This window comes from Vibrio sp. YQ_11 (assembly GCF_043103065.1).
GTDB lineage: Bacteria > Pseudomonadota > Gammaproteobacteria > Enterobacterales > Vibrionaceae > Vibrio > Vibrio parahaemolyticus.
This window is the reverse complement of the sequence record NZ_JBICJM010000049.1, coordinates 289,714-312,840: the sequence shown is the minus strand read 5'-3', so window position 1 is coordinate 312,840 and position 23,127 is coordinate 289,714. Positions and strand designations below refer to the sequence as shown.

Below are 23,127 nucleotides of genomic sequence, written 5' to 3'. Positions count from 1 at the left end.
CAATTATGAGAGTGTTGATTGCGTCCACTTGGTTTCAACTGTGCTGGTTTATTGCTGTGCTTGGTACTTTTGAGTGGCAATGGTTGATGATGATACTGGCGTTGGCGACCTTGGTGTATTCCATTCTGACGGCGTTTCATTCGGTGAAAGCGATATCCTTTGTCACTTTTTTCGGGCTAGTTCTCGATACGCTAAATCAACACTTCTCGCTTTTGGTTTTCCCTACCCCTTGGCTCCCTGTGTGGTTGATTGGTCTATGGGTATTGTTTGCATGGTATGCCTACCAACTGAAAGTGCTTTTGCACCGCTTCGCCAAAATCTACGTATCAATATTAGGTGGGCTTGGAGGAATGCTCAGCTACTTCGCTGGCTACAAGCTTCAAGCGGTAGAGTTTGGATTCGATACAAGTATTACGTTACTGGCCTTGTTTGTGGAATGGTTGGTGTTAATGCTGGTGATTCTCAAGGTGTATGACAATGGCAAGCTTAAAGAGAAAACTCGTAAGGGGTATGGGTAGCGGTATCTTGTTTGTGTTTGCAATGGGCGCAATACCGTCGCAGGCACAAGATATAGGAAGTACTGACAGACTGAATGTAGAAAACTGGCAGGAATGGGAAACAGTTGGCGAAGCGCAGCTCACTTGGTTTGTGTTTGATATTTATCGATCTCGCCTAAAAGCACCCAATGGGCAATACCTAGTTTCTACGGATGTTTCTCCGCATCCATTTGCTTTAGAGATCAACTATCAACGAGACATAAGCAAGCAGCAATTGCTTGAGGTGACGGATGAACAGTGGCAAAAATTGGGCTTCCCTAAGTCGAGCCGACAACAATGGATTACTCAATTGAGCGTTATCTTTCCAAGTATCAAAAATGGCGATGAACTTACCTACGTCACAGATGGAGATAAGGGACAGATCATCTATCGCCAAGCAGGAACTAAAACGCAAAAAATGGTTGGCGAAATAACGGACGAACGTATGAACGATGCATTCCTGTCTATTTGGTTGTCACCAAAAACGGAATTTCCAAAGCTGCGTAAACAACTTATAGGACAAGTCAGACCGTGAACATCTTTAAAACATTATTGCGATACTTTGCTGCGTGCGTTGTTGTTACGTTGAGTGCTTGCTCGGCGGATATAGACAATTACCAAGCATCTACGCCGCCATTTAATTTATTTGAATATTTTGATGGCAATGTGAAGGCATGGGGAATGGTGCAAGATTATTCCGAGAAACAAACACGCCGCTTTGAGGTTGATATTGTCGGTACGATAACGGGTGATGAATTGGTTCTTGTTGAGGACTTTGTTTTTGACGATGGTGAAATCGACCAGCGTGTTTGGACTATTTCTCGAGCAGAGGATGGCAGGTATACAGGCAAAGCAGATGACATTATTGGTTTCGCAAACGGAAAAGAGCAGGGTAACGCTCTGCAATGGCAATATGACTTTGAGTTAAAAATGGACGACTCGACAGTGACTGTTGCCTTTGATGATTGGCTTTACCGACAAGATGACAAACACGTATTCAACCTGACCAAAATTAAAAAGTTTGGCGTGGAGGTGGGGACAATAACCTTGTTCTTTCAAAAACAACCCTAAATCCGCGATGCTCAACACGTATTGGGCGAAAATACTCTATTTGAATGCCTCGGTTGGTAAGCTTCCAAACAAAAAGGTTGACGCTTTCACGTCAACCTTTTTAGTTTTTCGCTCATTATTGAGAGATTACAGCTTGTCAGTTAGCTCGATTGCTTGACCGATATAGTTCGCTGGCGTCATCTCTTTTAGACGTGCTTTTTCGTGTTCAGGAAGCTCAAGACCGTCGATGAAGTTGCGCATTGCTTCGCCGTCTACACGCTTACCACGAGTTAGCTCTTTTAGTTTCTCGTATGGCTTCTCGATGCCGTAACGACGCATAACTGTTTGTACTGGCTCAGCTAGTACTTCCCAGTTCTTGTCTAGTTCAGCAAGAAGTGCTTCACGGTTTACTTCTAGCTTGCTGATACCTTTTAGCGTAGAAGTGTAGGCGATGATTGCGTAGCCAACACCAACACCTAGGTTACGTAGAACCGTTGAGTCAGTTAGGTCACGTTGCCAGCGAGAGATAGGCAGTTTCTGTGCTAGGTGACCGAACACGGCGTTCGCAAGACCTAGGTTACCTTCAGAGTTTTCAAAGTCGATTGGGTTAACTTTGTGTGGCATTGTCGAAGAACCGATCTCGCCAGCAATGGTTTTTTGCTTGAAGTGGCCTAGTGCAATGTAACCCCAAACGTCACGGTCGAAATCGATCAGAATAGTGTTGAAACGTGCCACAGCATCGAACAGCTCAGCGATGTAATCGTGTGGTTCGATTTGTGTTGTGTAAGGGTTCCAAGTTACGCCTAGAGATTCAGTGATGAATTCTTCAGAGAACTTGTGCCAATCTAGTTCCGGGTAAGCAGATAGGTGCGCGTTGTAGTTACCTACCGCGCCGTTGATTTTCGCTAGGATTTCAACGCTTTCGATTTGCTTGTATTGACGCTCCATACGGTACGCCACGTTTGCCATTTCTTTACCCATTGTTGATGGAGAAGCTGGCTGACCGTGTGTACGAGATAGAAGAGGGATGTCGCGGTACTCAACAGCAAGAGCTTTGATAGCGTCAATAAGGTTGCGGATTTCTGGAAGAATAACGGTTTCACGCGCTTCTTTTAGCATTAGAGCGTGTGATGTGTTGTTGATGTCTTCAGAAGTACATGCAAAGTGGAAGAACTCGTTTACTGCGTGCAGTTCAGGAACGTCTGCGACTTTCTCTTTTAGGAAGTACTCAACCGCTTTTACGTCGTGGTTAGTTGTGCGCTCGATCTCTTTGATACGTAGTGCGTCTGCTTCAGAGAAGTTTGCAGCAAGGTCGTCTAGGAATTGGTTTGCTTCTGCGCTAAACGCTGGCACTTCTGCAATTTCAGCAGTAGCAGCAAGCTTTTGTAGCCAGCGGATTTCAACGATAGTACGGTATTTTAAAAGACCGTATTCACTGAAGATTTCGCGTAACGCAATTGTCTTGCTTCCGTAGCGGCCGTCTACTGGTGAAACAGCAGTCAATGCTGACAGTTCCATGATGTTCTCCTGAATTGGGTTTCTAAATTTCGTGAGCTTTATACCAATAACTGTGGCAATTGTCACGAATATTGCGCAAACGTTTGCGCGAGATTCGTTTTAGTCAAAAAAATTAGCTCGCGATGAACGCGAGCTATGGAATTACATTCTGGCTAACAGGATTTGGGCCTGTTCAACCATCTTCTTGCGTCCGAAGATTAAGTGGCGACGTTTGCCTCCCACTTGACGCCAAAGTACTGCGCTACGGATGCCTGATAACAACAAAGCACGAACTTTGTGTTGGTTGGCGGTTTGCTGCAATACCGATGGTGTGCCAGCTACTTGAATACGAGGGCCGATTGGGCTCACTACATCAAGATAAATGCTTGCTAGGTTGCTGATCATTTGATCTTCTAGCAATTCAAAGTGTTCTGTTTGGCGTTTCGCCATTTGGATGCGATCACCAAGCTGAGACATGGCATCAGTGCGTGCGGTTAGTTTACGCTCTAATGCCATTAGGCTAATGATGTATCGGGTGATTTCACTGCCAGATGGGGTGCTATCAATCCCTTTCACCAAACACTCAAGGCCAAGTTTTAGGTCGGCTTCGCGACCGAATACGCCAATAGTATTGGCTGGGTTTGTGTTCAAAATGGCGTTCATGGATGTTTCAAAAGCATCTTGATCACAATGTCCGTTTCTCGCAACTTGTTGAACCAAAGCAACAGCTTGGCAAATACCAGCGAAAGCGATAGTACGGTCATAAAGTGTATTCGCCACGTAACAACTCCTAAGCTTGAGAATATTTAATGCGTTGCTCGATGATACCACCACCTAAGCAAACGTCATCTTTGTAGAACACGGCTGATTGACCTGGAGTCACGGCAATTTGTGGCTCATCAAAGATCACTTTAATGTTCTCGTCGTCGATAGGAATGATTGTACAAGGAATATCTTGCTGACGGTAACGAGTTTTTACTGTGCACTTCATAACATCGCGAATTGGTTCACGATCTACCCAGTGAAGTTGTGATGCAAGTAGACCTTCTGATTTTAGCATCGGGTGGTCTTTACCTTGAACGGCGATAAGCACGTTGCGGTCGAGATCTTTCTCACCTACGAACCATGGGTCTTCGTTACCGCCGCCGCCTTTACGACCACCGATATGAAGGCCTTTACGTTGGCCTAGTGTGTGGTACATCAAGCCTTGGTGCTGACCGATAACTTCGCCTTCTGGCGTTTCGATGTTGCCTGGTTGAGCAGGAAGGTAACGGCCTAGGAACTCAGTAAACTTACGCTCACCGATGAAACAGATGCCTGTTGAATCTTTCTTCTTCGCTGTGATTAGACCTTGTTCTTCCGCGATACGGCGAACTTCTGGTTTTTCCAAATCACCCACAGGGAATAGGCTACGAGCAACTTGTTCGTGGCTTAGTGTGTACAAGAAGTAGCTTTGGTCTTTGTTGCTATCTAGGCCACGCAGCATTTGTGGCTTTTCGCCGTTTTCAGGGAAAGAACGACGCACATAATGACCCATGGCAATGTAGTCTGCCTCAAGCACTTCATCAGCGAATTCAAGGAATGCTTTGAACTTGATTTCTTTGTTACAAAGGATGTCTGGGTTTGGAGTACGACCTGCTTTGTATTCTGCAAGGAAGTATTCGAATACGTTATCCCAGTATTCTGCTGCAAAGTTGATGGTGTGTAGGTGGATGCCTAGCTTGTCACATACTGCTTGAGCATCGGCTAAATCTTCTGCTGCTGTGCAATATTCTTCGTTGTCATCTTCTTCCCAGTTCTTCATGAACAGGCCTTCTACTTGGTAGCCTTGTTGCTTTAGAAGATACGCAGAAACAGATGAATCAACGCCGCCGGACATACCGACGATGACTTTCTTTTGGCTGTTATCAGACATTACTAAACACCACTAAAATAAACGGGACGCAGATTCTAACAGAATCCACAGACCGGTGACAGATCCGAGATCGAAATCACAATTCGTTTTTGCTGCCTTTTTCCGCAACAGCATCACTAAATAGTAATTTCATAAGTATAGAAAGGATATATATGGCATAGTTGGCAAAAATCCAAGAGGACAATATAAATGAGTGACGAAAACCAATTTATGCAAGAAGCTGAGTTGATTGAAATTGTTGAGAATCAGCTTGAAGATGGGAACCCTATCAAAGTTAAAGAAACATTGATGCGTTTGATGATGACGGGTACACCAAGAGAAGAAGCGGTAGCTATGATGGCATGTGCTATGTCGATTGAAATCTTTGATGTAATGAAAAACGAAGGGGAGTTCAATTTAAAGCGTTACACTGAACACCTAAATCAACTGCCTGATCTAAGCTTCATGGAAGGCGAATAAGTAACTCGGAAGAAAAAAGCAACCAGCAAACGTTTGCTATAATTGCTTTTATTGCCGCTTTATTATTAGCGGTATAGAATCCGTTCTCCTTTTCACCCCCTTACTCAGACTAACAATATGAAATTTCCTGGACAACGCAAATCGAAGCACTATTTTCCTGTTCATGCTCGTGATCCTTTGGTGAGCCAAGCACAAGAAAGCAAGAAGATGACGCGCACTCACATCATCGGTATTGACCAAACTTTGGTGGATATCGAGGCAAAAGTAACGTCAGATGTGATTGAAAAGTACGGTTTGAGTAAAGGTCACTCGCTGGTTATTGATGATGTAAAAGCAGAAGAGCTATACCAGCAACTAAAAGAAGAGAATCTGATCACTAACGAATACGCTGGTGGTACGATTGGCAATACACTTCATAACTACTCGGTTCTTGCAGACGATCGTTCTACGCTGCTTGGTGTGATGAGCCAGGATATCAAAATCGGCAGCTACGGCTATCGTTACCTTTGTAATACATCGAGCCGCATGGATCTGAATTACCTGCAAGGTGTTGATGGTGCTATCGGTCGTTGTTTTGCTTTGATTACTGAAGACGGTGAACGTACTTTTGCGATCAGCGAAGGTCAAATGAACCAGCTTCATCCAGACAGCATTCCTGAGAAAATTTTCAAAAATGCTTCTGCACTAGTACTGACATCTTACTTAGTTCGTTGTAAAGAAGGCGATCCAATGCCTGAAGCAACAATGAAAGCCATTGAGTTTGCGAAGAAGAACGACGTTCCTGTTGTACTAACGCTAGGTACGAAGTTTGTTATTCAAGACGATCCTAAATACTGGCAAGACTTTATTCGTGAACACGTTTCTGTTGTCGCAATGAACGAAGACGAAGCAGAAGCGCTAACAGGCGAAACTGATCCGCTAGCCGCTTCTGATAAGACGCTAGAGTGGGCTGATATGGTGTTATGTACCGCAGGTCCTGTTGGTCTGTTTATGGCGGGTTACACTGAAGACAGTGCGAAGCGTGAAACCACGTTGCCATTACTTCCTGGCTCGATTGCTGAATTTAATCGTTACGAGTTCAGCCGTCCGGCCAAAAAGGATGCCTGTCAGAATCCAATTCGAGTTTATTCGCATATTTCTCCTTACATGGGCGGTCCAGAGAAAATTAAGAACACAAACGGGGCGGGTGATGCTGCGTTGTCTGCTGTTCTTCATGACATGGCGGCAAATAAATACCATAAAGAAAATGTGCCTAACTCTAGCAAGCACAGCAATGAGTATTTAACTTACTCATCTTTTTCTCAAGTTTGTAAATATGCGAACCGTGCGAGCTACGAAGTTCTCGTGCAACATTCTCCTCGTCTGTCTCGTGGCTTACCAGAGCGAGAAGACAGTTTGGAAGAAGCGTACTGGGAACGTTAATTCATCTCGAATTAACCACTTTATAACTAATGTTAAAATGGCGTGTTTGAAAAAATACGCCATTTTTTATTTGCGCAAGACAAATAAAAAAGGCTCCCAACGGGAGCCTTTTTAAACAAGAACGATTAGATTAGGAAATCGTCTAGTGATTTACCTGCGTCAAGTTGCTCTTGAATTGCAGAAGGTGTACGGCCTTGGCCTGTCCAAGTTTTTTCTTGGCCATTTGTGTCGATGTACTTGTACTTCGCTGGGCGAGGAGCACGCTTAGATTTTGCTTTAGTCTTAGTTTCGCCAGATAGTGCGCTAATTAGTGCTTCAACGTCGATACCGTCTTGAGCAATTTTTTCTGCAATCTCTGCTAGCTTAGCTTCTTGTTGTGCTAGTGCTTCACGCTCTGCTTCTTCAGCTTCACGACGCTCTTCAACAACAGTAGTTAGTTTATCTAGAGCTTCTTCCAATTGTTCTAGAGTCAGCTCACGAGAAAATGCACGAAGGCTACGGATATTTAGAAGTGTTTTAGTCAGCTCTGACATAACGATTCCTATTAATAGGTTAACGTGTTTGGCATTTTTAATCGTTACGATTAAATAATACCAATCTACAAATAAAGATAAGTCCTTATATTTAACTTTATCTTTTCCTTATGTGCAAATGCTAAATCATGATTTTGTTTAAATTGAGCTATTTTTTGACTGAAAACTAATATTAATTAACTCGAAATAAATCTTAATAGATAGTGAATTCAAGTTTTACGTGATTATTCTAATCAAGCGAGTTATTGAATGGTGTTTTTTATAAAGGCACGCTTTGTATTTGCGCAACAGAAAACGAAAGCTGTAATGTGTACGGTATTTGTTATTCATATTTCTTTAAATTATCGATATTAGATAATCCATGATATTTTTATGGTAGTAATAAAGTTTCATAAACAACCAAATTAACGTGATTTCAGTTGCACAATACTCAATTTGTTTGTTCGACGTTTATAAATTGGGTTGGCGATTATTTATTAGTTTAATTTAGTTTGATGTGTTGCATTGGTTCTCATCATAAGTACAATGGCTGCTACCTGATGCAATATTGCAGACAATTTGTTGTTAATTTGTACAATTGACGGTTAATTGTTTGTTGTTGCCGTAGAGGCGCAGTCTCGAAGAGTAGCTATTATTGGGGTGATGCCAATGAATAATAGTGGAAGGCGAAGATTGCCGAAGTAAGTCGTATATCAAAACGCCTTGCTGGGGTTGTATCTGAAAGGAACAACACTGCCATAGTATATTTAGATTAAACTATGGAGCGCTACTGTAGGGTTGGGTGGAGTGTTCGCTTCCCTGTCGCTAAGTTCAACATGAGCACGTTTCTTATAAAGAAGGCGTGACTTGTCTGCAGTAGATCTCTAGCCAAACTTTGGTTTTTGAAGATCATGAATTTAATAGATTTTTCTCATTCTCCTGTTTCATTATTGCCTCCTATTGTTGCTCTGACATTGGCGATTCTGACTCGACGTGTATTAGTTTCTCTTGGTGTGGGTATCGCGCTTGGTGCGGTTCTACTTAACAGCTGGTCAATTGGTGGTACTGCAAGCTATGTAGGTACTCAAGTGTCTTCTGTCTTCATTGAAGATGGTGGAATTAACACTTGGAACATGAGCATTGTTGGTTTCCTAATTCTATTAGGCATGACAACGGCTCTATTGACACTTTCTGGCGGTACTCGCGCATTCGCTGAATGGGCACAGTCTCGTGTGAAAAGTAAACGCGGCTCTAAACTTCTTGCAGCCTTTTTAGGCGTATTCATTTTTGTCGACGATTACTTTAATAGTCTTGCTGTAGGTGCGATTTCACGCCCAGTAACGGATCGCTTCTATGTATCTCGTGCGAAACTGGCTTACATCCTAGATTCAACCGCTGCACCTATGTGTGTCATCATGCCAGCTTCTAGTTGGGGTGCTTACATCATTACTATCATCGGCGGTATTTTAGTATCACACGGTATTACTGAGTATTCAGCGCTTGGGGCGTATGTGCGTCTTATCCCAATGAACTTCTACGCTGTATTTGCGCTGTTAATGGTGTTTGCAGTCGCGTGGTTTGGTCTAGATATCGGCAAGATGCGCGAGCATGAAATTGCAGCGTCTCAAGGTCGTGGTTTTGACAAAGACAAAGAGAACGACACTCAAGAAGCGCATGAGCTCAACGAAGAGTTGGACATTCGTGAGAGCGAAAAAGGTAAAGTCTCTGACTTAATCCTACCGATTGTTACGCTTATCATCGCGACAATTGCTTCGATGATGTACACCGGTGGTCAAGCGTTGGCTGCTGATGGTAAAGAGTTTGCATTGTTAGGTGCATTCGAGAATACCGATGTGGGTACGTCTCTTATTTACGGTAGCTTGCTTGGTTTGGCCGTTGCGCTGTTTACTGTTCTAAAACAAGGTCTACCACTGACTGAGATTACTCGTACACTGTGGATTGGTGCTAAATCGATGTTTGGTGCGATTCTTATCCTTGTGTTTGCGTGGACAATCGGTTCTGTTATCGGTGACATGAAGACGGGGTCGTACCTATCGACTATGGCTCAAGGTAACATTAATCCGCATTGGTTACCTGTAATCCTGTTCTTGTTGTCGGGTCTAATGGCGTTCTCAACCGGTACTTCATGGGGTACATTCGGTATCATGTTACCAATCGCTGGTGATATGGCGGGTGCAACTGATATCGCACTAATGCTTCCTATGCTAAGTGCGGTTTTGGCCGGTGCAGTATTCGGTGACCACTGTTCACCAATTTCGGACACGACTATTTTGTCTTCGACAGGTGCTCGTTGTAATCACATCGACCACGTATCGACTCAGTTGCCTTATGCGCTGTCAGTTGCTTTGGTTTCATGTGTCGGCTTTATTGCACTTGGTATGACAACGTCAATCGCGTTCTCTTTCATTGCAGCGTCGATTACATTTGTTATCGTCTGTGCTGTTCTATCATGGTTGTCGAAATCGAAAATAGCATCATGTCAGAGCGCTTAATGGCAATATGATTTGTTGAAAAGAGGAAGCTCCGCTAGTAACTAGCGGAGCTTTTTTTTAACGCGATTTAGGTGAGGGGGGCAATCGCGTTTTTGGGGATAACCTTTAAGATTCTGGTTGTGTGAAGTCAGGTGTTGGACAGTCTTCATACGACGATGGCAGAATTGGAACATCATTGTTGTTATTCAAACCATCCAAAACCGTCTTGATCTGATCAATTTGAGTGATGACTGAACCTTCCCAAGCACTGACCGCGTTACTAATGATATCTCCAATAGACATCCACTGATCGCCAAACCAAATAACGGTAGTTTGGGTTAAACCCTCAGAGGTTGGGCGATGTCGAGTGTTAAAGATAAATGCAAGCAGTTGCTGAGCTAGCTGCTCTTTATGCTCGTTAAGGTCCGCGTTGCCATTGCTATCGACCAAGAATTGTGACACTTCGGATTGCCAAGTCCCGGCCATCCAAGTAGCAGAATCGCCGCTAAATGCTGCTTCAACTGGCTCTCCACCAGTAAATTTACCGTCAAATGGCTCGTCACCAGATCCAAAGTAGTTACTTGGAGAGGCGTAAGGGGCTAATCCATTCACATATACTCTATCGGCTTCAGTTAGTTCACTTAAGCCATTTTTGTTGTGCCAGTAACCTTTGGTGTCAAAGTCTGCGGTAATTTCACAAATGTTATTGAAGTGCACTTCATTACCATTAAGTGCGTCACTGCGGTTGTAAACTTCACCGATAATGAGAGGGACGCCATTTTCCATTTTCATGACAGATTTTACGTCGAACGAAATGGTGTGATCACTGGTATTGTTCCATGCAGCAGAAAGGCTTTCGCTCACTTCATAAGGCGCGGGATCTTCACCGCGAACATTTGGAACGAGAACGAAGAATGTGGCACAGCCATCCTCTCCTGTCATCCGCTGTACGTAACCATTGGCATCGACTTCCGCTAAATTCTCGCCTTCTGGAAGAACACCGGCATCAAGAAGAAGTTGTTCTATCACTAAGAATTCACCATCTTCTGGATACTCAGGGTTGAATGGTTTAGGAACGGGTACACTGTCAGGTATGTAAAGGTTGACCGGCCAATTCGGAATCAAGCCTTCGCCTTCATCATGAATACCGTTACCGTTCATATCGAACGACTTACACACTTTAAGATTGGCAATGCCGATAGAACCAAAACGGATGGTTAACACGGGATCATCACTAAAGGTTGGTTGAGCCCAAGCACTAGGCATGAAACCAACGTCATTCTCCTCATTACCGCTGGCTTCATCTGTGTCCTCACCAGCAGAACGTTTGATGGTTTCGTCGAAGTCGGTTTGACATGCTAGAGCGTTTGCAAAGCCTATATGCAGATCGCCATCTTCGAACGTCGGTGCAAAGTCTCTTAAATCCGCGAAGGTTGTGAAGTGAGTGAATGGGGTGTTCATTGCGGTAAAACCAACTTTTTTCGCCCACCACATGAATTGGTCTAAGCTCCATTGATGGTCTTCAACCCCAAAAACACTAAACGTGATTGGCTCGTCAGGAGAATCATTGGAAAGTTTAGTATTACGCATACCACCCATTTCCATCGCTAAGTCACGAATACCGAACTCCCAATTAGGAATAACTTCATCGATGATAGGATCATATTGGCAGTTCAGGTTTCTGTCGTGGAACGCACGAAAAGCAATATCAAAGTTTGGCGGTTCTGGCTCTGCAGTCTTCGCTTTGAAGTTATCTGTTTTCGAGAATCGAGGGATAAATCCAAAGAACCCGGCACAGTTTTCACCAGTTTCTTCGCCATACAGGTCAGTACCTTCACAAGCGGCTTCTACGCTCGCTGCTGTGGATACCCAAGCTTTGTAAACCCCACCGGAGTTAGGTGTGTTGGCAAATGGAAATAGCTGTATGGTTTCTCCATCAGGCAGAGAAGTAGGGTCGACATCTAAATACTCACTTCCCAATTGATGTCGACATTCTATGTCTATCGATTGGGTGACCATTTTGCCGCGAACTTTAACTTCTTGAGTGAGCGTGACGACGTCATTCATATATGTCACACCACCTTCACCGTCGAAATAGAAAAGACGACAGGCTAATGGTTCTGCGTAAAACTCTTCGGCGTTTCTAGCGTTCTTGCCTTTGATTTTTACATCTTGATAGCAGGTACCACCGTTGGTGTCTGCGCTATCTAAAGTACTTGATAACAAACATTTACCTGATGGATCGGTAACTTGAAAATAATACAAACCAGCAGGCAGTGCTGCGGCTGTCCTTGGTGCGTTAGGCCCAGGGCCTCCATCTAAAAATACTTCTTGTTTAGACTCGTAGCGGACATTTTCATTGACGATATCACCAGCAGGTGTCGTCGTGAATATTGCGCCATCTAATCTAGCGAAAGCTGGTACAGCAAACATGATAGCTAACGAAGATATCGCAAGAGTTGTTGTCCTTAATTTGGATAAAAACCTGTTGATATTCATTTTTTGCTCCTGTGTCATCATGAGTGACGACACAGGATACAAAGGCAAAGAGTATGCCTATTTTAACTTATTGATTTAAAAGAGCCTTACATGACGTGTTTTATATGAAAAAGCTAAGTAAATGATATGTCGTGATTTCGTTGTTACACTGTGTTGCGTTACACATGTACACATTGTCAGATGTTGATATTGTACTTCTTAATCAGCCGATAAAGTGTTGTTCTAGAAATACCTAGATGGCGTGCGGCTGCGCTCATATTGTGTTTATTTTCTTCGATGGCCTGTAACAAATAGTCGAGGTCAATTTGATCAACAGAAGGGAGTAATTGCCTTTCACTGTTCTCAAGCCCTAAATCAGCAACGAGTAGGGTATTGTCTTCACACATGACAATTGCTCGCTGAATCACATTACGCAGCTCACGTACATTTCCAGGCCAACGATGTTTAAGCAGTTTTGCTTTCACTTCTTCGGACATGTTGTGTACTTGACCATGAGATAAATCTGTTAAAAAGTGCTCAGACAGCATCAAAATGTCTTTGCCTCTTTTTCGAAGTGGAGGAATAGTCAGCGGTAATATATTGAGTCGATAAAATAGATCCTCCCTAAATTCTCCTTGTACGACTTCGCTTTTTAAATCCACGTGGCTGGCGGCAATCACACGACAATCAACATCGATAAATTTATCCGCACCTACTTTGTGTATTTGTTTGCTTTCTAAAAAGTGAAGGAGGTGTATTTGAAGATCCGAAGGCATATCTCCAATCTCATCGAGAAATAAAGTGCCTTTGTGTGCTTTTTGAATAAAACCAATCCGGTCAGAAATGGCACCTGTAAATGCACCTTTTTCGTGGCCAAAAAGTTCGGAAGCAATCAAGCCACTTGGAATCGCACCGCAGTTAACCTCTACAAAGGGTGATGAGCGTCGACTAGATAACTGATGGATGAGTCGAGCACACAACCCTTTACCCACACCAGTTTCACCTTGTATGAGTACTTCAGCGTCACATTGCGCGTACTTTTTAATGGCATTTCGAAGCTCGTGGATACAAGCGCTATTCCCAATAAGAGGATATAGCTCCGCCTCGCTGAATTGCACCGTTTGTTTGGTACTACCTTTTCGCAGTTTCATCATTAATCACTATTTTTGCCCCACTGAAATAATAGTTTTGAATTAGCCGTCTCAATCGTGAGTGAATGTCTCTTTATTGAGAAGCTTGTTAATTACTGTGGGTGGTAAAGTCTAAATGTTTGTTTCGGGGAAAATTTATACTAGGGACTTTTTTTGCTAGGAAAATCGTTGTATAGCAACTTCATTTCTTGCACTCTATCGCAATGAAACTAAAAATAAACACTTAAAAAACATAGGTTTAAAAAAATAGTTAAGAAAAGTTCAATTTCGGTATTGAAAAATTAAGAATCCTTGGTTAGTGTGGTAACTAACGAAGCAACTAACTAAAGTCTTAAATAAGTATGCGTAATTTTGTAATGAACATTCATCACCATCATCACCCAGCCTAGTCTTTCGGGAGATGTACGCATACCCGGGAGGCAGGAAACTCCCGGAGGTGAAAATCAAAGTAAGAACAGATTTTAAACCCTCGGGAGACGCCAATCTCTCGAGGGTTTTTTAGTTTTACTGGTTTAAAAATTACTTAGATATCAAAATCTTGCACAGGGATAAAGCAATGCAAACACAACGCTTAAGAATCGCAATTCAGAAAAAAGGTCGTCTTAGCAAAGAGAGCCAAGCTCTACTAAAGCAATGCGGCGTGAAATTTAACGTAATGGGTGAGCGTCTTGTTGTTCACTCAGAGAACATGCCAATTGACTTGCTTTTGGTTCGTGACGACGACATCCCTGGCTTGATCATGGATGGCGTGGTTGACCTTGGTTTCATCGGAGAAAACGAACTAGAAGAAGTTCGTCTTGATCGCAAAGCTTTGGGTGAGCCATGTGAGTTTGTTCAACTTCGTCGACTGGATTTTGGTGGCTGCCGTTTGTCCATCGCCATCGATAAAGATGAAGAATACAACGGCCCACAAGATCTCGCAGGCAAACGCATCGCAACGACTTACCCTCAACTTCTTAAAGCGTACATGGATGAAGCCGGCGTGCCATTCTCAACTTGTATGCTCACTGGTTCTGTGGAAGTTGCACCACGAGCGGGCTTAGCGGATGCGATTGCAGATTTGGTTTCTACAGGTGCAACATTAGAAGCAAACGGCCTGAAAGAAGCCGAAGTCATCTTCAGATCCAAAGCGACGCTTATCCAACGCATTGGTGAGTTCGACGCAGACAAAGCAGAGTTGATCAATAAATTGCTAACTCGTATGCAAGGCGTTCAACAGGCAAAAGAATCAAAATACATCATGCTGCACGCACCAGCTGGAAAGTTGGAGCAAATTAAAGCATTACTGCCGGGCGCAGAAGATCCAACCGTTTTACCATTATCAGCAGACAAACAGAAAGTTGCCGTTCATTTGGTGAGTACAGAGAACTTGTTCTGGGAAACCATGGAACAGCTAAAAGAACTGGGTGCGAGCTCAATTCTAGTGCTACCAATTGAAAAAATGATGGAGTAACGGCAATGAGAACTGTTGTATGGCAATCACTGAGTGAAGAGCAACAAGATGCAATTTTAGAGCGTCCTGCCATTGCGGAAGGCGCGAATATTACCGCTGCAGTTGCGGATGTGATCGCAAAGGTGCGTACTCAAGGTGACGCAGCGCTATTAGAACTTACAGAAAAGTTTGACCGTGTAAAACCGGAATCAATCCGAGTTCCATCCAAAGAAATTAATGCGGCTTCAGAGCGCCTTTCTGCGGAAATGAAACAAGCACTGGAGCAGGCTTACAGCAACATTGCTAAATTTCATAAAGCACAAAAACCACAACCAATTAAAGTGGAGACACAACCTGGTGTGATGTGTGAGCAAGTGACACGTCCCATTCAAAAAGTAGGGTTGTATATTCCTGGTGGTAGCGCGCCATTGCCATCGACAGTATTGATGTTGGGCGTGCCTGCAAAAATCGCTGGTTGTCGTAAAGTGGTGCTTTGTTCTCCTCCACCGATTGCAGATGAAATTTTGTACGTTGCCAAGTTGTGCGGTATTGATGAAGTTTACAATGTCGGTGGTGGACAGGCGGTCGCTGCAATGGCTTACGGTACGAAAAGCGTCTCCAAAGTGGATAAAATTTTTGGCCCGGGTAACGCCTATGTGACGGAAGCAAAACGTCAAGTAAGCAATGACTTCCGTGGTGCTGCGATTGACATGCCAGCTGGCCCTTCTGAAGTTCTTGTGATTGCAGACGAAACCGCAGATCCAGACTTCATCGCAGCAGACTTGTTAAGCCAAGCTGAGCACGGCCCTGATTCACAGGTGGTTCTTGTGACACCATCACCTATTGTCGCGGATCAAGTAACGGATGCCGTTCAGCGTCAACTAAAAGCCTTGTCTCGAGCAGACATCGCGCAGAAGGCGTTGGCTTCGAGTCTGATTATTATTTCTGAGTCAATCACACAAGCGGTTTCTATCTCCAACTACTACGGCCCTGAACACTTAATTGTGCAAACGAAGAACCCTCGTGAGCTACTTCCACTACTAGATAATGCGGGCTCTATCTTTCTTGGCGATTGGTCTCCTGAATCTGCAGGTGATTATGCGTCGGGAACTAACCACGTGCTTCCAACTTACGGGTATACTCGTACTTACTCAAGCCTGGGCCTTGCCGACTTTTCTAAACGAATGACCGTGCAAGAGTTATCGGCTGAAGGTTTACAGAATCTCGCTCCGACTGTGGTTACTATGGCGGAGGCGGAAGGTCTCGACGCTCACAAACGTGCAGTCACCATCCGAGTAGAAAAGCTGACCAAAAATAGATAATAAGAGAGTAAAGAGATGGAAAAGCTAGCACGCAAACAAGTCCAAGAATTAACCCCGTATTTATCTGCTCGCCGAATTGGCGGCACGGGTGACGTTTGGCTCAACGCCAATGAATCTCCATTTAATAATGAGTACAAAACGGATTTTGCTCGCCTAAACCGCTACAGCGAATGCCAGCCAAAAGCGCTTATTTCAGCTTACGCTGCCTACGCGGGTGTAAAGCCAGAACAGACGCTTACTTCTCGTGGCGCTGACGAAGGTATCGAGCTGTTAGTTCGCGCTTTCTGTGAGCCAGGACAAGACGCGATTTTGTACTGCCCACCGACTTACGGTATGTATGCAATCAGTGCTGAAACCTTTGGTGTTGAACGTAAGACTGTACCGCTAACATCGGATTGGCAGCTTGACCTTGCTGGCATCGAATCCAATCTCGATAACGTCAAGCTGGTTTTTGTTTGTTCACCAAACAACCCAACCGGTAACCTCGTTGAGCGTGAAGATATTGTCTCTCTGCTTGAGATGACAAAAGACCGAGCAATCGTGGTCATGGACGAAGCGTATATCGATTTTTGCCCTGAGGCGTCAACGGTGGATTTGCTTGCGCAATATCCAAATCTCGCGATTCTACGTACGTTATCAAAAGCGTTCGCGCTTGCAGGCTTACGTTGTGGTTTCACGCTTGCAAACGAGGAGCTAATCAACGTCCTACTTAAAGTCATCGCGCCGTACCCAGTACCAGTGCCTGTTGCTGAAATTGCGGTTCAAACCTTGTCAGAAGCAGGTTTGGCTCGAGCGAAATTCCAAGTCCTCGACCTTAATGCAAACCGCGCTTATCTGCAGGTTGGTTTGTCGATGATTCCAGGATTGCAAGTTTTCGAAGGGTGGGGCAATTATCTATTGGTTAAATTCCCAGATGGTGGTGCGCTGTTTAAAGCGGCGTGGGATACCGGAATCATTCTACGTAACTCACCAATTGAAAACTGCGTGCGTATAAGTGTTGGTAACCGCGACGAGTGTGAAAAGACACTGGGTTTCATTAGAAACTACTATTCATAAATAGAATTCTCAACGTTCTCGGTTTATGCCGAGAACGAAACAAGATTAGTAATAAGGAAGTTCGAGTGAGCAAGCAACAAAAAATCCTATTTATCGACCGAGATGGCACGCTGATTGTCGAGCCACCGATTGATTTCCAAGTTGACCGCTTGGATAAGTTAAAACTAGAACCGTTCGTTATTCCAAGCCTGTTGTCGTTGCAGGATGCGGGATACCGTCTAGTGATGGTGACAAACCAAGATGGTCTGGGCACAGACAGCTACCCTCAAGAAGACTTCGATGCGCCACACAACATGATGATGGAGATCTTCGAGTCTCAAGGTGTGAAGTTCGATGATGTGCTGATTTGTCCGCATTTTGAAGAAGACAACTGCTCTTGCCGTAAGCCTAAATTAGGCATGGTGAAAGAGTATCTTCAAGGCGGTAAAGTGGATTTCCAAAATTCTGTCGTGATTGGTGACCGTCAAACGGATCTGCAATTGGCGGAAAACATGGCGATTCGCGGTATTCAATACAATCCAGAAACCATGGGCTGGAAGCAGATATTGAAAGATCTGACGGTGAAAGCACGAGTTGCCGAAGTGATTCGTACTACTAAAGAAACCGACATTAAAGTTGCCGTTAATCTGGATGAGCAAGGCGGCAATGATATCTCAACAGGTCTTGGTTTCTTTGACCACATGCTGGATCAAATTGCCACTCACGGTGGTTTCCAAATGGTGTGCAAAGTTGATGGTGATTTACACATTGATGATCACCACACGATTGAAGATACCGCATTAGCCCTTGGTCAGGCATTAAAAGAGGCGTTGGGCGATAAGCGCGGCATTGGTCGCTTTGGTTTCAGCCTGCCGATGGATGAGTGCTTGGCGCAATGTGCGTTGGATTTGTCTGGTCGTCCTTACCTGAAATTTGACGCGAAATTTAGCCGTGATCAAGTTGGAGACTTGTCGACAGAGATGGTGGTTCACTTCTTCCGTTCTTTAACTGACACACTAGCGTGTACGCTACACCTTTCTTCTGCTGGCGATAATGATCACCACATCATTGAGAGCCTATTCAAAGCGTTTGGTCGAACGTTACGCCAAGCAATCAAAGTGGAAGGCACGGAGCTGCCAAGCAGCAAAGGCGTCCTTTAAGGTTCACGTGAGCAAGGAGAAAAACAGTGACAGAACAGAAAGTTGTTATTATCGATACTGGCTGTGCCAACGTCTCTTCGGTGAAGTTTGCTATTGAACGCTTAGGTTATGACGTAACGATTTCAAAAGAACCACAAGTTGTATTGGCGGCTGACAAGCTATTTCTACCGGGCGTGGGAACCGCCAGTGAAGCGATGAAGAACCTAGAAGAGCGTGACCTTATCAGCTTGGTAAAACAGGTAGAAAAGCCACTGCTAGGTATCTGTTTAGGCATGCAACTGCTGGGCAAAGTGTCTCAAGAAAAAGGGCAGAAAGCCGACGAGTTAGTTGAGTGTCTTGGACTTTGCGATGGCGAAGTGAAGTTGCTACAGACTGGTGACTTACCGCTGCCGCATATGGGGTGGAATACCGTTTCCGCAAAAGCAGGCAATCCGTTGTTCAAAGACATTGAAGAGGGTGAGTACTTCTATTTTGTGCACAGCTTTGCGATGCCTGTTGGAGACTACACCATTGCCGAATGTGATTACGGAAATCCATTCACTGCTGCGGTTCAAAGTGGTAACTATTATGGTGTGCAATTCCACCCAGAGCGTTCTTCAAAAGCGGGCGCGAAGCTTATTCAAAACTTCTTAGAATTATAAAAGGGATTTAGTGTGATTATTCCAGCTCTTGATTTAATTGAAGGACAGGTGGTTCGCCTTTATCAAGGTGATTACGGCCAAGTAACCGAGTACAAAGTCGACCCAGCAGAGCAGTTCAACTTGTATCACCAAGCAGGGGCTAACTGGCTGCACTTGGTGGATCTGACGGGCGCGAAAGATACATCTGCGCGCCAACTTGATTTGATTGCAAAGCTATTAGCAAGCACGCCTGCGAACATCCAAATCGGTGGCGGTGTGCGTACCGAACAAGACGTTGTGGACTTATTAGAAGCGGGTGCACAGCGCGTTGTGGTTGGTTCAACCGCAGTAAAACAGCCTGAGTTAGTAAAAGGTTGGATGGAAAAATACGGCGCAGAGAAAATCGTTCTCGCGTTGGACATCAACATCGACCAAGACGGCACACGTAAAGTGGCGATCTCTGGTTGGCAAGAAGATTCAGGCGTGACTATTGAAGCTCTGATCAATGATTACTTAACGGTAGGTCTACAGCACGTGCTGTGTACTGACATTTCTCGTGACGGTACGTTAGAAGGCTCAAACGTAGAGCTTTACGTCGACCTATGTAAACAGTACCCACAAGTGCAGTTCCAATCTTCAGGTGGTATCGGTTCGCTAGCGGATATCGAAGCACTAAAAGGCAGCGGTGTGGCAGGCGTGATTGTTGGTCGCGCGTTGTTAGATGGTAAGTTCACAGCAGAGGAGGCATTTGCATGCTGGCAAAGCGAATAATTCCATGTCTTGATGTTCGTGATGGACAAGTGGTGAAGGGGGTTCAGTTTCGCAACCACGAGATCATCGGCGATATTGTCCCTCTCGCTAAACGCTACGCTGAAGAAGGCGCTGATGAGCTGGTATTTTACGACATCACTGCATCAAGCGATGGTCGTGTAGTAGATAAAAGTTGGGTGGCTCGTGTCGCGGAAGTGATCGACATTCCTTTTTGTGTGGCTGGTGGTATTAAATCCGCAGAGGATGCTGCACGTATTCTGGAGTTTGGTGCAGACAAAGTCTCTATCAACTCGCCAGCGTTGGCTAACCCGCAGCTTATTACTGATTTAGCGGATAAATTTGGCGTTCAGTGTATCGTAGTTGGTATCGATTCCTACTATGACAAAGATACTGGTAAATATCAGGTTTACCAGTTTACTGGCGACGAAGAACGTACAAAGGCGACGAAGTGGGAAACGCGCGATTGGGTACAAGAAGTGCAAAAGCGCGGCGCTGGTGAAATCGTGCTCAACATGATGAACCAAGACGGCGTGCGTAACGGTTACGATATTGAACAGCTCAATATGGTACGCGAAGTGTGTAAAGTTCCTCTCATCGCTTCCGGTGGTGCAGGTGCCATGGAGCATTTTGCAGAAGCATACCAAAAAGCAAACGTGGATGGTGCTCTTGCCGCTTCGGTATTCCACAAACAAGTCATCAATATTGGTGAACTAAAGCAGTATTTGAAACAACAAGGCATTGAGGTACGACTATGAGTTTTAAAGCCGCCGAAGTCAGTTCGCTGTCGGAGCGAATCAATTGGGAAAAGGTGGATGGCTTGGTACCTGCCATCGTACAAGACTTCCAATCGAGCCAAGTTCTTATGATGGGTTACATGAACCAAGACGCGCTAGCAAAAACGGGTGAAACGGGTCAAGTGACATTTTTCTCACGCACTAAAGAGCGTTTATGGACTAAAGGTGAAACGTCTGGCAATGTTCTTCAACTCGTGAATATCTCTCTAGATTGTGACAATGATACTTTGCTGGTTCGAGTGAATCCTATTGGGCCAACTTGCCACACAGGCACAACAACGTGTTGGGACGGCGATGCACAAGAGGATTCACAAATGGTGTGGCTTCATCAACTTGAGCAGCTACTGGCTGCCCGCAAGAGTGCCGACCCTGACTCCTCTTATACAGCCAGCCTTTATGCCAGTGGTACCAAGCGTATTTCGCAGAAAGTGGGTGAAGAAGGCGTTGAAGTCGCGCTTGCGGCGACGTCGGGCGATAAGGCGGAGTTAGTGTGTGAATCTGCAGATTTGATCTATCACTTGTTGGTGCTTTTACAAGACCAAGGTTTATCAATGAACGATGTGGTGAATAAGCTTAAAGAGCGTCACAAGTAGTTCAAATCAAAGAAATAAAACAAAGGCTTCCATGTGGAAGCCTTTGTTTTTTCTTGATAGTGCGATTTTATCCGCAGCACTTTTTAAATTTCTTACCGCTGCCACAAATACATGGGTCGTTACGGCCTACTTTTAAGCTGCTGATGGATTGATTAAGTCGCAGATCTTGCTCGGATTCTTCTTCAGGGAAAGTGCCATCAATGTAATACCACAGCCCATCTTCTTTCACGAAGCGTGAACGCTCGCTCAGGCAGTAGCGTTGGCCGTCTTCATTGAAATAGGCGTTGAACTCAACAAAGCCTTCATTTTCATGGCTGCCAGCTTCTGCTTTGACGACTTCCAGTTTGCACCAATCGCTGTCGATCGATTGTGCGATACCTTCACGTTGTTCTTCTGCGTTACAACTTGGGTGATATGTTTTCACAATGTAGTCAACGAGGCCTAGCACATGAGCGCTATAGCGAGAGCGCATTAACTGTTCTGGTGTTTTGACGTCAGCGTGATTGTTGTGCGCAATTTCGCAACACTGTTGGTAGGTACGGTTAGCGCCGCAAGGACAAGAAGAAGCCATAAGATGAAATCTCGTTAGGTAAAGCGATGAAATAAACAATCCCAATAGAGTGGGAGAGAAGCATTATAGCGAGTTAAGGTGTTTGAGAAAGCAGTTCTTGAGCCCACTCTGTCGATTCATTGAATGCATCAGCTAGCTGAGTTTCCGTTAACTTCAAGACAGAGCAGTATCTTTCAGCCAGTTCCCAATCTGCTTGTTCGTAAGCAATACACATAGAAAGGAGATACCCAAGCACACCTTTTCGACTTGTCAGGGCGAGCTTGATGTCTTCATCGACGGGAATGTCTTCAATCACATCCGACAGAGGTTGATCGAGAAGCGAGCCTAGTAATGAGAACATACCAGTCAGAAAGGCTTGTCCAGGATCGTACTTGGTTTTCATTTGGCTAAGCAAAATTTCACACATACGAGCGCGTTGAATAGCAAGCGAGTAGAGTGAATCGGGCTTGTCCTCTTGCACAGAAGCGATTGCAACCAGTGAAATAAAGCGTCGTAAACGTTCTTCGCCCAGATAAATCAGCGCCTGTCTAAACGATTTGATCCTGGTTGTGAGCGTGTAACCCGAGTTGACGTAAGTGAGCAACTTATAAGAAAGCGTCACATCAATAGAGAACAGACGCTCCACTTCATTGAAGTCGATGGGCTTATCAGCAATCTCTTTACACAACTGGATGACGGTTAAAAACGCCGGGTTGAGGCGCTTCTTTTGGATCATTTCTGGTTTACTAAAGAAGTAACCTTGAAAGTAGTTAAAACCAGCGTCAAGCGCTTGTTCAAACTCTTCATAGGTTTCGACTTTTTCAGCCAAAAAATCGATATTAAACTGGCTCAATGCTTGGATGAAAATTGCCGCTTTTTCAATTGGTACTAAACGAATATCAAATTTGATCATCGATACGTACGGAAGAAAGCGTTTCCAAGCCTTAGTTGGTACAAAGTCGTCGAGTGCAATTCGGTAGCCGCATTCGTGCAGATGTTTTATTGCATCGAGAAGCTCTTGCGTAGGCTCACAATCTTCGAGTACTTCAATAACCAGAGAATCTTTCGGAAACAGTGTCGGAACAAGGTTGACCAAGCTTTGGTGGGGAAAGTTAACAAAACCGAGTTTGTTACCTAACGTGTTGTAATGCGTCGACAAAAAATGATCAGATAGCAGTCGACTAGTAGCAAGCTCAGGTTCTACTTCAGGGAAGGTATTTTTGGGGCCGTCTCGAAAGAGAAGTTCGTAACCTATGGTTCGCTTTTCTCTGTCTAGAATCGGTTGGCGAGCTACGTAAGAATACTTCAATTAGGTACTTCGTTCTGTTTAACTTAGTA

The 23,127-nt window shown here is 44.5% G+C and carries 22 protein-coding genes, 1 riboswitch and 1 other annotated feature; of the genes, 14 read left to right on the top strand and 8 right to left on the bottom strand.

Annotated features, from left to right (window positions below; translation table 11 throughout):
- Positions 1 to 5 precede the first annotated feature (5 nt).
- Genes ACF8EG_RS21705 through ACF8EG_RS21695 form a run of 3 tightly spaced genes read left to right on the top strand, consistent with a single transcriptional unit; the run spans position 6 to position 1,607 of the window.
- Complete coding sequence (locus ACF8EG_RS21705; protein ID WP_069498317.1) at positions 6 to 518, top strand: DUF2878 domain-containing protein; 513 nt, start codon at positions 6 to 8, stop codon at positions 516 to 518.
- Entirely contained in the window at positions 478 to 1,071 is a 594-nt protein-coding gene (locus ACF8EG_RS21700) for a chalcone isomerase family protein (protein ID WP_069505011.1), read from the top strand. The genes ACF8EG_RS21705 and ACF8EG_RS21700 overlap by 41 nt, the downstream gene beginning before the upstream one ends.
- Positions 1,068 to 1,607 (top strand): DUF3833 domain-containing protein, encoded by a 540-nt coding sequence (locus tag ACF8EG_RS21695; RefSeq protein ID WP_020840381.1) that lies wholly within the window; start codon positions 1,068 to 1,070, stop codon positions 1,605 to 1,607. Before ACF8EG_RS21700 ends, ACF8EG_RS21695 begins: the two co-directional genes overlap by 4 nt.
- Positions 1,608 to 1,733: 126 nt before the next feature.
- Here the strand turns inward: ACF8EG_RS21695 and purB are convergent, their stop codons facing one another.
- From purB to mnmA, 3 genes are all read right to left on the bottom strand, one after another.
- Complete coding sequence (gene purB / locus ACF8EG_RS21690; RefSeq protein WP_015296524.1) at positions 1,734 to 3,104, bottom strand: adenylosuccinate lyase; 1,371 nt, start codon at positions 3,102 to 3,104, stop codon at positions 1,734 to 1,736.
- Positions 3,105 to 3,245: 141 nt separating this feature from the next.
- Positions 3,246 to 3,863 (bottom strand): high frequency lysogenization protein HflD, encoded by a 618-nt coding sequence (gene hflD, locus ACF8EG_RS21685; protein WP_005495726.1) that lies wholly within the window; start codon positions 3,861 to 3,863, stop codon positions 3,246 to 3,248.
- A 10-nt stretch (positions 3,864 to 3,873) separates the two neighbouring features.
- Complete coding sequence (gene mnmA / locus ACF8EG_RS21680; RefSeq protein WP_005459992.1) at positions 3,874 to 4,998, bottom strand: tRNA 2-thiouridine(34) synthase MnmA; 1,125 nt, start codon at positions 4,996 to 4,998, stop codon at positions 3,874 to 3,876.
- A gap of 189 nt (positions 4,999 to 5,187) precedes the next feature.
- Between mnmA and ACF8EG_RS21675 the strand changes: the two genes are divergently transcribed.
- Both ACF8EG_RS21675 and ACF8EG_RS21670 read left to right on the top strand, forming a co-directional pair.
- Positions 5,188 to 5,457 (top strand): hypothetical protein, encoded by a 270-nt coding sequence (locus ACF8EG_RS21675; RefSeq protein ID WP_005459999.1) that lies wholly within the window; start codon positions 5,188 to 5,190, stop codon positions 5,455 to 5,457.
- Between the two features lie 117 nt (positions 5,458 to 5,574).
- Complete coding sequence (locus ACF8EG_RS21670) at positions 5,575 to 6,879, top strand: inosine/guanosine kinase (RefSeq protein WP_005459989.1); 1,305 nt, start codon at positions 5,575 to 5,577, stop codon at positions 6,877 to 6,879.
- 125 nt (positions 6,880 to 7,004) lie between these two features.
- Here the strand turns inward: ACF8EG_RS21670 and ACF8EG_RS21665 are convergent, their stop codons facing one another.
- Positions 7,005 to 7,412, bottom strand: coding sequence for a DNA-binding protein H-NS (locus ACF8EG_RS21665; protein WP_005460020.1), 408 nt, complete (start codon positions 7,410 to 7,412; stop codon positions 7,005 to 7,007).
- Between the two features lie 596 nt (positions 7,413 to 8,008).
- A riboswitch (Lysine riboswitch) is annotated at positions 8,009 to 8,189 on the top strand.
- A gap of 113 nt (positions 8,190 to 8,302) precedes the next feature.
- On the opposite strand from ACF8EG_RS21665, the gene tet(35) reads away from it, so the two are divergent.
- A complete protein-coding gene (gene tet(35) / locus ACF8EG_RS21660) occupies positions 8,303 to 9,904 on the top strand; it encodes a tetracycline efflux Na+/H+ antiporter family transporter Tet(35) (protein WP_005495724.1) in 1,602 nt (533 codons plus the stop codon).
- A 105-nt stretch (positions 9,905 to 10,009) separates the two neighbouring features.
- Here tet(35) and ACF8EG_RS21655 read toward each other — a convergent pair whose 3' ends face one another.
- Positions 10,010 to 12,382 (bottom strand): hypothetical protein, encoded by a 2,373-nt coding sequence (locus ACF8EG_RS21655; protein WP_069505013.1) that lies wholly within the window; start codon positions 12,380 to 12,382, stop codon positions 10,010 to 10,012.
- Positions 12,383 to 12,558: 176 nt separating this feature from the next.
- The gene (locus ACF8EG_RS21650; protein ID WP_005480409.1) at positions 12,559 to 13,512 is read right to left on the bottom strand and encodes a sigma-54-dependent Fis family transcriptional regulator; all 954 of its coding nucleotides are present in this window, start codon (positions 13,510 to 13,512) and stop codon (positions 12,559 to 12,561) included.
- 364 nt (positions 13,513 to 13,876) lie between these two features.
- Positions 13,877 to 14,014: a sequence feature (His leader region), on the top strand.
- Between the two features lie 54 nt (positions 14,015 to 14,068).
- Here ACF8EG_RS21650 and hisG point away from each other — a divergent pair.
- The 8 genes from hisG to hisIE all read left to right on the top strand — a co-directional run bounded on the left by hisG (position 14,069) and on the right by hisIE (position 21,239).
- Positions 14,069 to 14,965 (top strand): ATP phosphoribosyltransferase, encoded by an 897-nt coding sequence (gene hisG, locus ACF8EG_RS21645; RefSeq protein ID WP_005480403.1) that lies wholly within the window; start codon positions 14,069 to 14,071, stop codon positions 14,963 to 14,965.
- Positions 14,966 to 14,970: 5 nt separating this feature from the next.
- Positions 14,971 to 16,266 carry a histidinol dehydrogenase gene (gene hisD / locus ACF8EG_RS21640; RefSeq protein ID WP_005460022.1) on the top strand — a complete coding sequence of 432 codons (1,296 nt, stop codon included), beginning with the start codon at positions 14,971 to 14,973 and terminating at the stop codon, positions 16,264 to 16,266.
- A gap of 15 nt (positions 16,267 to 16,281) precedes the next feature.
- On the top strand, positions 16,282 to 17,322 hold the full coding sequence (gene hisC, locus ACF8EG_RS21635; RefSeq protein WP_069505015.1) for a histidinol-phosphate transaminase: 1,041 nt from the start codon (positions 16,282 to 16,284) through the stop codon (positions 17,320 to 17,322).
- 65 nt (positions 17,323 to 17,387) lie between these two features.
- Positions 17,388 to 18,461 (top strand): bifunctional histidinol-phosphatase/imidazoleglycerol-phosphate dehydratase HisB, encoded by a 1,074-nt coding sequence (hisB, locus tag ACF8EG_RS21630; RefSeq protein ID WP_005460048.1) that lies wholly within the window; start codon positions 17,388 to 17,390, stop codon positions 18,459 to 18,461.
- A gap of 26 nt (positions 18,462 to 18,487) precedes the next feature.
- On the top strand, positions 18,488 to 19,102 hold the full coding sequence (hisH, locus tag ACF8EG_RS21625; protein ID WP_031781991.1) for an imidazole glycerol phosphate synthase subunit HisH: 615 nt from the start codon (positions 18,488 to 18,490) through the stop codon (positions 19,100 to 19,102).
- Positions 19,103 to 19,114: 12 nt separating this feature from the next.
- On the top strand, positions 19,115 to 19,852 hold the full coding sequence (gene hisA, locus ACF8EG_RS21620; RefSeq protein WP_005495717.1) for a 1-(5-phosphoribosyl)-5-[(5-phosphoribosylamino)methylideneamino]imidazole-4-carboxamide isomerase: 738 nt from the start codon (positions 19,115 to 19,117) through the stop codon (positions 19,850 to 19,852).
- On the top strand, positions 19,834 to 20,607 hold the full coding sequence (gene hisF, locus ACF8EG_RS21615; protein ID WP_020840389.1) for an imidazole glycerol phosphate synthase subunit HisF: 774 nt from the start codon (positions 19,834 to 19,836) through the stop codon (positions 20,605 to 20,607). Before hisA ends, hisF begins: the two co-directional genes overlap by 19 nt.
- The gene (gene hisIE / locus ACF8EG_RS21610; protein WP_069505016.1) at positions 20,604 to 21,239 is read left to right on the top strand and encodes a bifunctional phosphoribosyl-AMP cyclohydrolase/phosphoribosyl-ATP diphosphatase HisIE; all 636 of its coding nucleotides are present in this window, start codon (positions 20,604 to 20,606) and stop codon (positions 21,237 to 21,239) included. Before hisF ends, hisIE begins: the two co-directional genes overlap by 4 nt.
- 67 nt (positions 21,240 to 21,306) lie before the next feature.
- Here hisIE and ACF8EG_RS21605 read toward each other — a convergent pair whose 3' ends face one another.
- Both ACF8EG_RS21605 and ACF8EG_RS21600 read right to left on the bottom strand, forming a co-directional pair.
- Positions 21,307 to 21,810: a YchJ family protein gene (locus ACF8EG_RS21605; protein ID WP_069505018.1), complete on the bottom strand. Its 504-nt coding sequence runs from the start codon at positions 21,808 to 21,810 to the stop codon at positions 21,307 to 21,309.
- A gap of 73 nt (positions 21,811 to 21,883) precedes the next feature.
- Positions 21,884 to 23,098 carry an EAL and HDOD domain-containing protein gene (locus ACF8EG_RS21600; protein ID WP_069505020.1) on the bottom strand — a complete coding sequence of 405 codons (1,215 nt, stop codon included), beginning with the start codon at positions 23,096 to 23,098 and terminating at the stop codon, positions 21,884 to 21,886.
- Between the last annotated feature and the right edge of the window lie 29 nt (positions 23,099 to 23,127).

Coding starts and splice junctions, on each gene's coding strand:
- hisIE (WP_069505016.1), top strand. CDS start 20,604: ATGAGTTTTAAAGCCGCCGAAGTCAGTTCGCTGTCGGAGCGAATCAAT.
- ACF8EG_RS21650 (WP_005480409.1), bottom strand. CDS start 13,512: ATGAAACTGCGAAAAGGTAGTACCAAACAAACGGTGCAATTCAGCGAG.
- hisF (WP_020840389.1), top strand. CDS start 19,834: ATGCTGGCAAAGCGAATAATTCCATGTCTTGATGTTCGTGATGGACAA.
- ACF8EG_RS21665 (WP_005460020.1), bottom strand. CDS start 7,412: ATGTCAGAGCTGACTAAAACACTTCTAAATATCCGTAGCCTTCGTGCA.
- ACF8EG_RS21670 (WP_005459989.1), top strand. CDS start 5,575: ATGAAATTTCCTGGACAACGCAAATCGAAGCACTATTTTCCTGTTCAT.
- hisG (WP_005480403.1), top strand. CDS start 14,069: ATGCAAACACAACGCTTAAGAATCGCAATTCAGAAAAAAGGTCGTCTT.
- mnmA (WP_005459992.1), bottom strand. CDS start 4,998: ATGTCTGATAACAGCCAAAAGAAAGTCATCGTCGGTATGTCCGGCGGC.
- hisC (WP_069505015.1), top strand. CDS start 16,282: ATGGAAAAGCTAGCACGCAAACAAGTCCAAGAATTAACCCCGTATTTA.
- hisD (WP_005460022.1), top strand. CDS start 14,971: ATGAGAACTGTTGTATGGCAATCACTGAGTGAAGAGCAACAAGATGCA.
- ACF8EG_RS21655 (WP_069505013.1), bottom strand. CDS start 12,382: ATGAATATCAACAGGTTTTTATCCAAATTAAGGACAACAACTCTTGCG.
- purB (WP_015296524.1), bottom strand. CDS start 3,104: ATGGAACTGTCAGCATTGACTGCTGTTTCACCAGTAGACGGCCGCTAC.
- ACF8EG_RS21705 (WP_069498317.1), top strand. CDS start 6: ATGAGAGTGTTGATTGCGTCCACTTGGTTTCAACTGTGCTGGTTTATT.
- ACF8EG_RS21675 (WP_005459999.1), top strand. CDS start 5,188: ATGAGTGACGAAAACCAATTTATGCAAGAAGCTGAGTTGATTGAAATT.
- ACF8EG_RS21605 (WP_069505018.1), bottom strand. CDS start 21,810: ATGGCTTCTTCTTGTCCTTGCGGCGCTAACCGTACCTACCAACAGTGT.
- ACF8EG_RS21700 (WP_069505011.1), top strand. CDS start 478: ATGGCAAGCTTAAAGAGAAAACTCGTAAGGGGTATGGGTAGCGGTATC.